This window comes from Roseivirga sp. E12 (genome assembly GCF_017592825.1).
GTDB lineage: Bacteria > Bacteroidota > Bacteroidia > Cytophagales > Cyclobacteriaceae > Roseivirga.
This window is the reverse complement of sequence record NZ_JAGFMD010000004.1, coordinates 111476-126388: the sequence shown is the minus strand read 5'-3', so window position 1 is coordinate 126388 and position 14913 is coordinate 111476. Positions and strand designations below refer to the sequence as shown.

Below are 14913 nucleotides of genomic sequence, written 5' to 3'. Positions count from 1 at the left end.
GATTCTTTTGATAGTAGCCCTCAGTTCATGTGTTCCGTATAATCAGACTGTATACATGCAAGAAGATCAGATGGGGGCTTATAATCAAGCAAAAAGGACAGCCGTTTACAAAGTAAGAAAATCGGATTTATTACAAATAAACGTAAAGTCTTTAGACCCAAATACAAGCACTCAGGAGTTCTTCATGGGAGAGACAGGCTCAGGTATTGCACAAGGTGGGGCATCGGGCTCTGGCAGTCCACAGCTATTTATGACCAGCTATCTTGTTGACGAAAAAGGCATGATCGATTTACCCATAATCGGAAAACTGAAGGCCGAAGGCAAGACCCTTGATCAGATCGCCCAAGAAATTGAATCTGAAGTTAAACAACAGGCGAAATACTCAAAAGTGTCAGTAAAGTTGAGCAATTTCAGAGTGAATGTAATTGGGGAAGTTAACATTCCTGGTACTCAATATATATTTGATACAGATTATACTCTTTTTCATGCGCTCGCAAACGCAGGAGACTTAACAGATTTCGCTGATAGAACACGAGTCAGGTTACTCAGAAATATCGAGGGTCAAACAAAGAGTTTTTGGTTTGACCTCACAGACCCAAATGTGTTAAGCTCGGATCACTTATTCTTGTTACCTGGTGATATGATTCTGGTGGATCCTCTCAAAGCAAAGATAAATAGAAACAATGCTCAAAATCTTACCATTGGCATTTCTGTAGTTTCGTTGTTGGTCACTATTATTTCTGTGACTTCCCGATAACAATTGTGTCAATATGATAAAGACATTAATAATTTCAAAAAAGTGAAAAACGAAAGTCCGCAAGAACCATCCGATTATCAAGATTTTGATTTAAAGTACTGGTTTTTTAAGGTTCTGAAACATTGGTATTACTTCATTATCGTTGGAGCTCTTTTTTTATCGGCAGCAAACTTATACCTCAGATATACCCCAAGAAATTACAAGGTTCAAGCTTCGATTTTAATCAATGATGATTCTAATTCAAATGAATTAAGTGCCAATTTTTTTACTGGTATTGGACGCGGTCGTAGCGGGTCTGGTGCAAACGTAATTACAGAGATTGCAGTGCTCACCTCCTTTGATATTGTTAGGAAAACCCTAGATAGCCTTAACTTCAGGGTAGCCTTTTACAAGGAAGGCAAGGTCAAAACACGGGAAATTTATAATGAAGTCCCTATAAAAATCGAACTTGACCCCAATCACTTTCAAACATCACAACGTATATATTTTGATTTTGAAGGCCTAAATAAATTTAAGGTCATTGTTGGGGATATTGAACAGAGAGAAGGAAATACATACGAATGCCAGTTTGGGGTGCCATGTGAAAATCAAAAATTCTCGTTTACAACATTTATCAATGACTCATCTAAGATAACACAATACGAAGAGCCACTGTACGCAAGGTTCCAAGATCTCGATCGCTTAACTGTTGGCTATGTAAACAGAGTACAAGCTGTTGCGCGACAACAAATCAATAGCTTCTTGCCTTCTCAAATCATAGATTTAAGTATGGGAGGGAGATTGATTGAAAAGGACGCAATCTTCTTAAATGCACTTTGTCAAATCTTCATAAATTTTAAACTTGAAGAGAAAAACATTAAGGCCAATAACACAATCAGATTTATAGACAGCCAACTGAATTCAATTGTTGACTCTCTTACCTGGGTTGAACTCGTTTTGGAGAATTATCGTGCCAGCGAGGGCATTATCGATTTGTCTAGTAAGGGTACTCTTGTACTTACTAAACTGACCGAACTGGAAAACCAAAAATCAGTGATTGAATTAAATCAAAAATACTATGATTACTTGGCAGACTATTTAGAGAAAACCAATAACAATACGGAACAGGTTGTAGCACCAAGCTCGGCAGGGATTTCGGACCCCGTACTTGGTGCGCTGATCATCGAGCTTAACCAATTGCTTTCTCAAAAAACGCTGTCAGAAGTTACTTTAGCTGAAGGCAGCTTTGCTCTACAAGGCATTAATGATCAAATCGACAACATTAAGAAACGGCTAGTGGAAAATGTGAAGAATATCATGGCTGGTAGTCAACTTTCCTTGGATCAATTAGATAATAGACTTAGGGAATTGAGACTAGAGATAAACGAATTGCCAAGGAATGAACGTGAGTTACTCACCATTCAACGCAAATTCAATGTAAACAACGAACTTTATACTTTCTTGCTTAAACAAAAAGCAGAATCTGAAATCACAAGAGCCGCCACCGCACCTAATATCCGAATACTGAACAAAGCACGTGATTTTCAAGCCATACTTTTAGGTCCAAGGCGAATGAGAATATACTTAATGGCAGTCCTAATAACAGGCATTCTTGTTTTCGGGATTATACTGACGAAGTTTTTCCTCAATGACAAAATTTCTGATTTAGAACAACTGAAAAATCAAAGTGTCATTCCAATTCTTACTGACATTCCTCATTTAAAGGGTACTGGGGGAAAAGGCGTTACGGTGGCAGACTCCCCAAGGGGTAGACTTGCAGAGGCCTTTAGAAATCTAAGAATAAATCTTGATTTCGTAGTTCCGGCAGTAGGCGATAGAGCTAGGGTGATTGGAATCACCTCAGCCACGAGTGGAGAGGGCAAGACCTTTTGTGCCATTAACCTTGCACATATTCTCGCATTGGCCGGTAAAAAAACTTTACTTATTGGGTTGGATTTAAGAAAGCCCAAAATTCAACAGGAGCTAAACCTTAATGAAAATAAAGGTTTAAGCAGCTTTTTAATAGACGCAGCCCACTTTAATGACGTGGTTCAAAAATCTGATGCTGAAAATTTGGATGTTATTGCCAGTGGGCCTATTCCTCCAAATCCCACTGAACTGATCGAGAATGGAAGACTTGAGAAGTTACTCACAGAAGCCAGTCAAAAATACGACTACATTATAGTTGATGGTCCGCCAATTGGCCTAGTGACAGACTACATTGCAGCAGCAAACCTAATTCAAACAACGCTCTTTGTAGTAAGAATGAATTATTCAAAATTTCAGTCCTACAAGGTGCTTCAGGACCATGTTAATAAGAGTATTTTAAAAAATAGTCACTTAATCGTAAATGATGTGACAAATAGTGCTGGTGGCAAATATGGCTATGGTTATGGATACTATGCTGAGACCGAAGGTAGTAAATCAACTTGGGCAAGGTTGTTCAGGCGTAAGAGAGGTTAAGCAAGCTCCGATAAACTTTTCAACTCTAAAATGGCTCTCCATGGGCCATATGAAATGACCCATCCTGAATAGCCGGTTAACAGCCACTGTACTTTCAAGAGGATTGTCCTCATCCCAGTCCCCACAATTGTGAGTGACGTGGCGAAGCCATACCTATAGGTATTAATCACATCAGCATAATTAAATTACTCGATTGTCCTTTATGCCTTGAGGTATAAGAATTTCGAATAAGAGACGATTTTATAGATGTCATTATCAAAGAAAGCTGGAACAGCGAGCCTCTTACTCTTAATCCGCAGAGTTTGGGGAGCAGGAGTAACCTTCTTGGTTATGGCCTATTTAGCTCGCGAGCTAAGTACTGAAGACTTTGGTATCTTGGCAATATCAACCGTACTGATCGAGTTTATTAGTACCGTGGTTGTGAGTGGTATTTCAGAGTATGCTATTTTCTATAACGGAGATAATAAAAGGGCTGTACTAAATGCCATCTTTTGGTTTAGCCTTGTAGCATCACTTTTGGTGATTTTAATTGTGATACTACTTACCCCATTTTGGGCAGATTACTATGGAAGCGAACAAATAGCCCCTATAGTTTATCTTTTGCTTTTTGCTTTTGTCTTTCAGGTGCTTGGAGAAGTACCAATAGCCATTTTCAAAAAAGAAATCAATTTCAAGCCACTCATCACTATCCAGATGATTTTTAATATACTTACGAATTTGGGTAAAGTTGGGCTTGCCTTTTCAGGTTTTGGCGTCTTTAGTCTGGCCATACCAACGGCAGTCTTCGCCCCACTTATTACTATAACCCTCTTTTGGAAGTCAGGCTTTTTCCCAAAGCGCGATTGGGGTTTTAAGTATTGGAAATCAATTATTGAATACACCAAATTTGTGATAGGCCAGAGAGTATTAAACAGAATTGTTTCACAGGGAGACCAACTCATTTTAGGTACTTTCTGGGGAATAGACTTACTTGGCGTATATGCTCTTGCCTCTCAATTCGCCAACTTAGTTCCCAGCTATTTCATTCCAATAATTCAGAATGTAACAAGTCCTATCCTAGCTAAAAACAATCATGATCTGGAGAAAGTCAAATTCCATTTTAAGAAGGTGTTAAGAAGCATATCTTATGCTTGTATTCCACTGCTAGTACTCATTATCATTAATGCAGAGTACCTTGTGTTAACTATTTATGGACCAAAATGGTCAGGTGCGGTACTGCCTTGTCAACTAATTGCAGCATACCTAATTATTAGATGTGTTACCTCTCCTACTGCTGGACTTTACAACGTTTTAGGTAAACCTAAGGTTGGCTTCTATTTTACATTGGCTTATGTACCAATCTTCCTCATTGCATTGTTTTTAGCATGCTCATATCTTGACTTCAATGAGGCGATTTTTGTCATTTGCTTAGTAAAAGCATTAGGTGGTTTAGCACACTTCATTATTGTTCCACGTATAACTAATGATAAAATTGCCTCTCTGTTCAGAGTCGTTTTACCAATTTTTATGGCTTCAGGCCTTGGAATCTTAGCTACTATACCTCTTACCGACTACTCTGGCATCTTTTATTTCTCTATCAGAAGCTTGATTTTCATGATTGTGACTTTTTTGTCTTTACGACTAATCTGGAAAACAAGCCTTTCTACATTCATTAACGATATAAAACCTATGGTACCCAATAGGCTCGAAAAATTATTTTGGAAGTGAAAAATGAATTGACTGACAAGAAGTATTGGGAATCCTATTATGGAGACAAAAATGTTGATCGTCAAAAAGTAATTAATATCTGTTCTCGGTACGACAAATACTGGGAGATGTTAATTCAGGAGAACAGCTCAAATAATCCTAAAAGTCTGATAGAAATTGGCGGATATCCCGGCAGGTACCTAGCCTATATTGGAGCTAAATATGACCTTAGACCCACCAGCTTAGATTTTAACTCAGACCGCTCAGCAATTGAAAACACTTTCAAGCTTTTCGATATAGCTGATTTTGATGTTATTCAGGCCGACTTTCTGAAAAACAAGACGGATAAACAATACGACATTGTAATTTCCAACGGATTCATTGAGCACTTTGTCAATTATGATGAGGTGATGGACCGACATATCGACTACCTAAAAGAGGGCGGAACCCTATTAATGATGATCCCTAATATGCGTCATTATATTTACTGGTATAAGCTCCTAGTTGATAAACCAAATCTCGATATTCATAATACTTCTTGCATGAATCTAAAGGTATTCGAAGCCTTTGCCGAACGCAATAATCTTAAGATACACCATTTGGATTACTTGGGTGGCTTTCCTTATAGCCCACATCAACCTCTAAATTTGCTGCAAAAAATTATTTACAAGGCCCATAGACTACTTTTTAAATTTATGCTTGATAAGCACTTGGAAAAGAGGCCTAATCGTTTTTTTTCATCCTCAATTATCGGAGTCTTTCAGAAATAATGTGTGGCTTTGTAGGACAATATGGACCTGATCTGAGAACGGAGAGTTTTCTCAGAAAAGTATTGTCTATAAGCAATCATAGAGGGCCTGATCAGTCAGGTGTTTGGAGAGATGGCTACGTGCAACTAGGCTTCAACCGGCTTGCCATACAAGATTTAACCAACGCTGGCGACCAACCCATGATTAGCCCAGCAAATCGGTACGTTCTCGTTTTCAATGGAGAGATATACAACCATTTGAAGCTCCGTAAAAAATTACCTGGCTATAGTTACCGCAGTCACAGTGACACAGAAACTATAGCCCATGCCTTGGACTCATGGGGAGTTAATAAAACAGTAGAGGCACTGGAAGGCATGTTTGCTTTGGTTGCTTACAATCTTGAGGATCATTCACTCAACATGACCCGAGACTTTGCAGGAATTAAGCCCCTTTTTTATGGTCAAAACCAAGGTAGCACGTGGTTTGCATCTCAGTTCGACCAGGTTGTAAGGGGAATAAGTAAGAGTAATCTGGACTTACGTAAGGAAGGGATGAGAGATTTTCTTCAATTGGGCTATATGCAGGCACCAGTTACTATTTATAAGCAAATCTATCAGGTAGAACCGGGTCAGATAATAAAAATTTCTGATGGAATTATTCAAAAAAGGTTTTTCCATCGATGGGGGGCACCTGAAAACACAGAGCTTAAAGAATATAGAGTTGATAATTTTCTTAGCTTATTTGGTGCTGAAATAAAGGATCAATTAATAGGCGATGTTCCCATAGCTTCGTTTTTCAGTAGTGGTATTGATAGTACTCTCGTAACCGCAAAAGCAAGAGAAATGTCTCCTGATATAACGGCATTTACGGTGGGAGTATCAGATGCCGAAATTAATGAGGCAGATAGAGCAAAGAAGTATGCGCATCACCTAGACTTGAATCATGTAATTGGTGATTTCTCTTCGAATGATGTTTTAAGTATTAATGATGACCACTTCAAAAAACTGGGAGAGCCTTTTGCTGACTACAGCTCATTGCCTACCTACATGATTTGTAAAAAGGGAAAAGGAAAGGCCACTGTAATGTTAAGTGGAGATGGTGGAGACGAACTTTTTTGGGGGTACCCGCGATGGAATAAGTTCCTGAAATATTATGGTCTTTTTAAATATCCTAAACTTACTCGTAGGGCCTATTTGAAATTTAGACGTGCTGGAGGCGAATCCTTATCTCATGGACCCAGCTTGTTTAAGAACCTAGATGAGTGGGTTTTAAACGGGCAAAGTCATAATGCTCACACCTTAGTTGATAAATTGATGCCCGAGGTTACTTTATCTGCCGAATTGCGTGAGCTTTACTGCTTTGATGGACAAAGTTTTGAGGACTTTAGGGCATGGCTCCGGTGGAATGAATTTTATGGACATCTCCAAAGAGTGCTTACCAAAGTAGATAGAATGAGCATGGCCCATAGTCTTGAGGTTCGTGTACCTTTTTTAAGCAAGCGCATTATCGATTTTGCATGGTCACAATCAACCTCCTATGGTAAGCAACATTTCGAAAATAAAGTATTTCTCAAACAGGCATTAAAAACCTATCTGCCAGAAAGTCTCATTCAGAATAAGAAATTAGGGTTCTCAATTCCTCTCGATTCCTGGTTGCGTAACCAACTCCGGGAAGAGACACTTGATTTATTAAACAAGGATTCTGTCTATGGAGAGGAATTCTTGGACAGGTCCGTTTGGACAGAAAAGGTGAATGATTTTTATAAGTCTCATGGGGAAGGTGACTGGGGAATCTGGATTATGTATGCCTGGCAAAAATGGGGCGAATTACTAGAAGTAATCTGATGTGTGGATTTTTAGGCCAGTTTAATTGTACTAAGCTACCTCAAGAGCAGTTCGCTTCACTTTTGGCAACGAGTAAAAATCGTGGACCAGACCAGACAGGGTTTTGGAGTAATGAATATGTTCAAATGGGCTTTAATCGACTGTCTATACTCGAGCCAACGTCAGCCGGTGATCAACCAATGCTAAGCCCTAGTGGGAGGTTTGTAGTACTATTTAACGGTGAGGTCTATAATCATAAACGATTACGTGAGAAGCTTCCACAGACAAATTATAAAGGAAATAGTGATACTGAAACCATTTCTGTAGCCCTTGAAAATTGGGGGGTTAAAGACACTATAATCTCCCTCGATGGAATGTTTGCAATTGTCATTTTCGACAGGCAGTCTAAAACCATTTTTCTAGCGCGGGACTTTGCCGGTATTAAGCCTCTGTTTTTTGGGCAATATGCAAATCAAATAGTCTTTGGATCACAATATGATCAAGTACAACAACATCCCCTTTTCAAAAATGCTCCCATTGACCCACAGGTACTGAAACTCTTTCTCAAACAACACTTTATGCCAGCACCCTATGGATTGCATCAGGGCCTTGCTCAGGTTAAGCCTGGTGAAATAATAAAGTTTGCCTTGGGTGGTAAAGTTGAAAACACGCGATATTGGGAGGCCCCATCTTCACCCCAGTTTGAAATTACTAACCCTCTAAAAGCTGAACGGTTGGTTCAAGAGGAACTACAATCTTGTGTACGAGACCAACTATTATCAGATGTACCCTTAGGTGCCTTTTTATCAGGAGGCGTAGATTCTCCACTGATCTGCTCTTTTGCCGCCCAGGAAAAAGCGAATTTGAAAGTGTTTTCAATAGGGTCCGATAGTACAGTTCATGATGAATCAGAGCGTTCCCACTCCTTCGCAAAAGCAATGGATTTAGATCAAGAACTCTGGAAACTTGATAGCAAGGAAGTCATTGAGCACTGGGAAAACGCGATGAACGCATTACATGAACCTCTGGCCGATTTCAGTATTCTACCAACCTACCTGGTTTCAAAGCTGGCCAAAAAACATGTATCGGTAGCCTTAAGCGGTGACGGTGGTGATGAGCTCTTTTTTGGTTACCAACGATTTTGGAGTGTTGGCAAGAATATTCGGTTTCAGCATTGGCCAAAACTCATGAGGATGGGCCTCTATGGCTGGGATAAATACCGATCAGGAAATCGCAACCTAAACAGTGTATTGCTCACCTCGAGTCAGGGAGAGGCCCATGAGCTCTTGCATAGTAGGTTCAAAGATGAATGGTTGTACAAGGTCTTTCCTGACCTTCAATCAGTAAAGCTACCTGAAGATTGGGATCTCTATAATTATTCCAATAGCAGTAATCAATCCGTACTACTCAACAATATGAGAAAAGCTGAGTTCTACGGCATGATGCAGAAGACCTTGCGAAAAGTCGACCTTGCAAGTATGGAGAACAGTCTCGAAGTGAGAGTACCCTTTTTAAATAAAAAACTCATAGAATTATCTTTCAAGATAGATCCTGAGCTGAATAGTGGAAAGAATAAAAAGAAGCAAATACTCAAGAACATAATTGCTCACCGGATTCCACAGGTACCTGACGATAATGTCAAACGCGGTTTTAGCATACCATTGGATAGTTGGATGCGTGAGGACTTGAAGCCAGTTTTCTCTGACGTTCTTTTATCAGGACAAATGGACAGGTTTGGCGTAAATCAGCATGCTGTGGAGTCCATGATGACAGAACACTCATCTGAATTAGCAAGTCATAAATGGCCATTATTTACACTATACGCCTTACAGAGTTCTATTAGCTAACAACATTAAGACCCTTAGATTGAGCAAAGAAAGTAGCTTTATACAAAGGAAAAGAATACTCTTCACCATCCCCAATTTCGATACTGCGGGTTCAGGAGGAGCTATGCTAAAAATTGCTGAAAGATTAAATCCTGAGATATTCGAACCGCAGATTGCCTGTTTTCATAATAAGGGTGACTTTTTTAAAAAAGTAGAAGCCTCGAAAATTCCAGTTCACCTTATAAAATATATTTCAGTTACCCGCCCAATTAGTACTTTACTCAAAGGTGCCTGGGGCGTATCTCGCCAATTCAAAGCACTTAACGCAGATTTAGTTCATAGCTTCCATTATGGCTCAGATTACACTGAGGCCTTAGCTGCAAAACTAGCAGGGATCCCCTGGGTATTTACAAAAAAGAATATGAGTTGGGGAGGTGGTTCAGCCAATAGCTGGAAATTAAGAAGTCGGTTAGCCTCAGGAATTGCCGTTCAAAACACTGATATGCAGAGGGATTTTTATCCTCGCAGTAGTAAGACACACCTTATCCCTAGAGGAGTGGATGCAGTCAATTTTTATTCAGCTATTCCTTCGATGAGCATCCGGAAAAAGATGTGTACACCCTCGGAAAGCAGAATTGTAATTTGTGTAGCCAATATGGTTTCAGTCAAGGGGATAGAATTATTAATAAAAGCCTTCCAGCTAGCCTCCGAGAAATCTGAAGGCTGGGTTCTTTGGCTAGTTGGAGACTACGACAGCGAATACGGAAAAGCTCTTGTGAATCATGTAGAGACAGAAGACCTGACAGGAATCATTCGCTTCTCAGGAAAAGTGGCCAACGTAAGAGAATACCTAGATCATGCTGAAATATTCGTATTGCCAACTAAGAACGAGGGAAGAAGAGAAGGCTCTCCTGTTTCTCTCTTAGAGGCTATGGCAAACGGGAAAGTCGTTCTGGGTTCTTCTATAGCAGGTATAAAAGATCAACTTGCCGATTTTCAGGAAAACATGTTCCAAGCAGGCGATGTTAATCATTTGGAAGAAAGGCTCCACACCTTCATGCAACAAAGTACAGAAGAGAACCAGAATATTGGGCAGCAGTTTCGACAGTTTGTAAAAGAGCAATTCCCAATCGATCTGGAAGTAAAAAGACACGAAAGTTTTTACCGACATCACTTAAAGATTTAATCAAACTAGCAGAATACACTAAGGACTTCATCTTCTTAATGCAAGACGGGAAAAAGAACATAATACCAGTCAAAGGGTTTCCAACCCAAAAAGGCAACCAGTTGGATTTACAATCCATTGCATTTTGGTTGGCAACAGGCTTTTTCTTAGAAAATGATACTTTTTGGAAGGAAGTGAAGTGGAACATGATTGATTTTGATAAGCAACCATGGTCTTATGAACCAAGAGATCTATCATTTGATCAGGCAGTAACCGAATTCGCTGATATATTCCACCGGATTATAGCCAGAGACTTACAGGACAAACAGGTTATTCTGCCATTATCAGGAGGTTTGGACAGCAGAAGCTTGGCGGTAGCTCTTAAACATTTGGGCATTATCCCATATACTTATAGTTATCGTTTTCAAGATGGCTTCAATGAGACGAAATATGGGAAGGAGATCGCTGAAAAACTCGACTGGCCCTTTCAAGAATTTGAGATTCCATTGGGATATCTCTGGAGTATGCTTGAATCTACCGCTAGGCAGAATCATTGCTACACCGAGTTTAGTCATGCTCGGCAAGTAGCTATAATGGATAAGGTAAGCAAAGAGGGCGACATATGGTTATTAGGACATTGGGGAGATGCCCTATTCAATGATTCAGGTGTATCAAATGATTTGCCGTTCAATGAACAACTTGGAGTTATAAAAAAGAAAATTCTCAAGCGGGGCGGCAAAGAGTTAGCTTCTGACCTATGGAATGTGTGGGGGCTTCCCGGGGACTTCATTGAAAATCTCGATATGCGTCTGAACCATATGCACGGACGCGTTTCAATTAATAATGCCAATGCTCGGATAAGAGCTTTTAAGTCACTCTATTGGGCGACCCGCTGGACGAGTACCAACCTTACTTATTTTGACCAGAAGCACTCAATGTCTCTACCCTACTATGATGACGAAATGTGTCGTTTCATTATGACCATACCTGAAAAATACTTGTCGGGCAGACAAATTCAGATTGAATATATTAAGCGGTATGGGAAGGGGTTGGCTAATATAGAGTGGCAAGAAAAAAAACCATACAATCTCTACAATTATCATAAGTTTAGAACCAGCAGTCACCTCCCCTATCGGTTTATTCAGAAAACCAACCGCATATTAAACAAGACCTTCAAAGGACAAAAACTTATTCAACGCAATTGGGAAAATCAATTCTTACAGTTAGACAATCCTGAGAAGCTCAAAAGCTGGTTTTTTGAGAATGAGGAATTTCTAAAGCTTGTCCCAAGGAGCCTAGTTGAAAAATATTATCAGCGTTTTTTAAATGAGAGTCATGTACATTGGAGCCATCCGATAAGTATGTTACTAACCCTGTCCGTTTTTTGTAAGCAACAAAACTTTGAATTGTGAAAGTTGCTGTTTACTCCGGTAAGATACCTTCCACAACATTCATTGAGCGCCTTATTGAGGGGCTCTCTAAAGAAAAAGAGTTGCAGATTTACCTTTTTGGTAGACTCAAAAATGGAGAAATCACTTATAGAAATAGAGTTGTAACAAAAAGCTTTAAGAATACATTAGGGCAGATATTATTGGCACTCTCTTACAGAATTCTCTTTTTTCTTAAACCTAATCTGTGGAGAAAATTCAAAACAGCACGTGCTTATAAAGCAACAAACCTCAAAGAGAAACTCAAAGATTGGGGTAAAGTACTACCAGTTGTTTATTCAGAGCTGGATATTTTTCACTTACAGTGGGCTAAAGACCTTTCCAACTGGATTTTCTTAGAAGAACTAGATGTAAGAGTAATTTGTAGTCTCAGAGGAGCACATATCAACTACTCTCCTTTAGCTGATGATAATCTTGCTAGAAGTTATCAGGAGCTTTTCGTCAAGTGCAGTGGCTTCCATGCTGTTTCAAAAGCCATTATGACAGAAGCTTCTCAGTATGGCGAAATAAAGGCTAGAACTGAAGTGATCTATTCTGGTTTAGACCTTCAGAAATTCACTCTGAAAATTAAGCCAAAGCAAATCAATAAGCTAAAAATTGTTTCCATAGGGCGTGCTCATTGGGTTAAGGGGTATCATTATGCATTGGACGCATGTAAACTATTAAAAGATCGCAATATCAATTTTTCCTATTTGATTGTTGGAGGAGAGACCGAAGAATTGCAGTATCAAGTGCATGATTTAAATTTGGCCTCTCATGTGAACTTCAAAAGCAGATTGTCCATTAGCGAAGTAAAGAAGAACATTGGTGATCATGACCTATTACTCCTGCCCTCTGTAGGAGAAGGAATTGCCAACGTAGTTCTGGAAAGTATGGCCCTAGGTACCTTAGTTGTCAGCACTGATTGTGGCGGAATGAGCGAGGTAATAAGGGATGGGGAGAACGGCTTTTTGGTTCCCATTATGAATTCCGAGGCCATTGCTTCGAGATTAGAAGAGATAACCACAATGTCCGAAGCAAAGCAAAGACAGATATGCACCACCGCTCGTCAATACATAGAACAAAACCATCAGGAGCATTCTATGATAACGGGTATGCTTGACTTATATAAAGACACAACCCGTTTTACTTTTAAATCCCGTGATTAAGAAGAGCTAATAATGTGCGGAATAGCAGGGTATTTTAGTGTTTCACAGAAGATAGAGAGGGGCACACTTGAGCAAATGGGAGCAATGATGCACCATCGCGGACCAGATGCTTTAGGTATCTATCAGGATCAACAGACTGGCTTGGTACATAATAGATTAAGTTTATTGGACTTATCGATTAATGGAAACCAGCCATTTGAAGATGAAGATCATTGCCTTATATACAATGGTGAGATCTATAACTTCCAAGAAATCAGGAAGAAGTTACCTGCATTGGAATATAAATCCGGTACAGACACTGAGGTCTTATTTAAGGCTCTTAAATTCTGGGGATTGCAAAAGACCCTTGTTGAAATCAAGGGAATGTACGCTTTTGCTTGGTACAATAAGCAATCAAGAAAGTTGTACTTAGTTCGTGATCGTTTAGGAATTAAGCCACTTTTCTATGGTTGTGATACAAACGGTACCTTGTGGTTTGCTTCAGAAGTCAAAGCAATTCACAAAGTTGCAGAGTTTGTCCCAGACCCTATCACTATGCTGTATAGCACCTTAGGTGCATTAGAAAAGTCGAGCGAACAAACGGCTTGGCGAAATCTAAAAACACTGAGTCCTGGACACTTTCTAGAAATATCTACTGACAGCACTACAAAACAGAAATACCACAGCGTCATAGACACTGTAGACGAACAGGAGTACAATCGACTAAATCAACTATCATTAGCAGATGTTACCAGCGAATTTGATCATCTAATGAGTAAGTCAGTAACATCAATGCTTGTGAGTGATGCTCCAATGGGCGTTTTTGTCAGTGGCGGTGTTGATTCGAGCCTGATTGCCTCTTATTCTGCAGCGAGTCAGGATCATTTAAAATTTTTCACAGCAGATGTAGTTGGTCAAAACTCAGAGTTTAAGGATGCCAACCTTTTGGCCAAAACGCTGGATGTGGAATTATTTGATGTCAAATATCACCGAGAAGAAGTGCTAGACCGATGGGCAAAAACCACATGGTACTATGAATCTCCAATCACTACTCATTTCAATGCGTTGCCATTTGCCAAGGTCTCTCAGCTGGCCCATGAGCACCAAGTTAAAGCGGTACTTACCGGTGAAGGTTCAGATGAATTGTTTTTGGGGTACCCCAAACTACTCACACGCAGGTATGACAAACTCATCAATTCTCCCTTCACATTACTCAATAAGCTGTATGGTGCCATTCCTAAGCTAAGGTCCTACATCAACAAAGAGGGGTCTGGTGAACTAAAAAGCAAATTCGAACTTGCAGCTCTTGGGTTTGAGCGACAAATGCTAAGAGAGCAAGATATAAGTGCCTATCATTTCCTTAACCCTAAGCAACAACAAGAACACTATTTAACAGCTCAAATGCTGCGTGAGGGTATTGTGTCTCTATTATGGAGAAATGATAGAATGGGTATGATGAACAGTCTGGAGTCTAGATTCCCATTTTTAGATGAAAATATTGTGGCTTTCGGAATGAATTTGCCTGTTAAATTCAAAATTGGAAGAAGTCCTCACTTCCATAACTATAAGCACCCCTTTCTTATTGACAAAAGCATTGTTCGAAGTCTAGCAAAAAAGACTCTACCGAAAGAATTAAGTATGAAGAAAAAGAAAGGGTTCCCTGTTTCGGGGCTTTACGAGGTAACTATTTCTCCCAAGTTTTTTACTGACGGAATTCTAACAGATATACTCAGGTTGAACTCATCACAATTGAAGTATATGCATACCACTTCCTCCAAATACCATATTGCCCTTCTTGCCTCTTTCGAGATTTGGGCTAAACTTTTTGTGAAGAAAGAGTCTATAGAGAATGTTACCAGCCAAATACATAGGCATATTAAGGTCTTGTAA

General features: G+C 39.6%; 10 protein-coding genes. All 10 read left to right on the top strand.

Going from position 1 to position 14913, the window contains the following annotated elements; all coding sequences use genetic code 11:
• Positions 1-55 precede the first annotated feature (55 nt).
• Positions 56-757 carry a polysaccharide biosynthesis/export family protein gene (locus J4E76_RS11515; protein ID WP_208504304.1) on the top strand — a complete coding sequence of 234 codons (702 nt, stop codon included), beginning with the start codon at positions 56-58 and terminating at the stop codon, positions 755-757.
• Between the two features lie 42 nt (positions 758-799).
• The gene (locus J4E76_RS21190) at positions 800-3199 is read left to right on the top strand and encodes a tyrosine-protein kinase family protein (protein WP_208504302.1); all 2400 of its coding nucleotides are present in this window, start codon (positions 800-802) and stop codon (positions 3197-3199) included.
• Positions 3200-3445: 246 nt separating this feature from the next.
• Complete coding sequence (locus tag J4E76_RS11505; protein ID WP_208504299.1) at positions 3446-4906, top strand: oligosaccharide flippase family protein; 1461 nt, start codon at positions 3446-3448, stop codon at positions 4904-4906.
• Positions 4903-5655, top strand: a complete 753-nt coding sequence (locus J4E76_RS11500) for a methyltransferase domain-containing protein (RefSeq protein ID WP_208504298.1) — start codon at positions 4903-4905, stop codon at positions 5653-5655. The genes J4E76_RS11505 and J4E76_RS11500 overlap by 4 nt, the downstream gene beginning before the upstream one ends.
• On the top strand, positions 5655-7478 hold the full coding sequence (asnB, locus tag J4E76_RS11495) for an asparagine synthase (glutamine-hydrolyzing) (RefSeq protein ID WP_208504297.1): 1824 nt from the start codon (positions 5655-5657) through the stop codon (positions 7476-7478). Before J4E76_RS11500 ends, asnB (J4E76_RS11495) begins: the two co-directional genes overlap by 1 nt.
• Positions 7478-9304, top strand: coding sequence for an asparagine synthase (glutamine-hydrolyzing) (asnB, locus tag J4E76_RS11490; protein WP_208504296.1), 1827 nt, complete (start codon positions 7478-7480; stop codon positions 9302-9304). Before asnB (J4E76_RS11495) ends, asnB (J4E76_RS11490) begins: the two co-directional genes overlap by 1 nt.
• Before the next feature lie 19 nt (positions 9305-9323).
• Entirely contained in the window at positions 9324-10469 is a 1146-nt protein-coding gene (locus J4E76_RS11485) for a glycosyltransferase (protein WP_208504295.1), read from the top strand.
• 38 nt (positions 10470-10507) lie between these two features.
• A complete protein-coding gene (locus J4E76_RS11480) occupies positions 10508-11860 on the top strand; it encodes an asparagine synthase C-terminal domain-containing protein (protein ID WP_208504294.1) in 1353 nt (450 codons plus the stop codon).
• Complete coding sequence (locus J4E76_RS21185) at positions 11857-13044, top strand: glycosyltransferase family 4 protein (protein ID WP_208504293.1); 1188 nt, start codon at positions 11857-11859, stop codon at positions 13042-13044. The genes J4E76_RS11480 and J4E76_RS21185 overlap by 4 nt, the downstream gene beginning before the upstream one ends.
• 12 nt (positions 13045-13056) lie before the next feature.
• Positions 13057-14913, top strand: a complete 1857-nt coding sequence (asnB, locus tag J4E76_RS11470) for an asparagine synthase (glutamine-hydrolyzing) (RefSeq protein ID WP_208504292.1) — start codon at positions 13057-13059, stop codon at positions 14911-14913.

What these genes read in the sequence shown, in the direction of transcription:
- asnB (WP_208504297.1), top strand. Translation starts at nt 5,655, where the DNA reads ATGTGTGGCTTTGTAGGACAATATGGACCTGATCTGAGAACGGAGAGT.
- asnB (WP_208504292.1), top strand. Translation starts at nt 13,057, where the DNA reads ATGTGCGGAATAGCAGGGTATTTTAGTGTTTCACAGAAGATAGAGAGG.
- asnB (WP_208504296.1), top strand. Translation starts at nt 7,478, where the DNA reads ATGTGTGGATTTTTAGGCCAGTTTAATTGTACTAAGCTACCTCAAGAG.
- J4E76_RS11515 (WP_208504304.1), top strand. Translation starts at nt 56, where the DNA reads ATGCAAGAAGATCAGATGGGGGCTTATAATCAAGCAAAAAGGACAGCC.
- J4E76_RS11505 (WP_208504299.1), top strand. Translation starts at nt 3,446, where the DNA reads ATGTCATTATCAAAGAAAGCTGGAACAGCGAGCCTCTTACTCTTAATC.
- J4E76_RS11480 (WP_208504294.1), top strand. Translation starts at nt 10,508, where the DNA reads ATGCAAGACGGGAAAAAGAACATAATACCAGTCAAAGGGTTTCCAACC.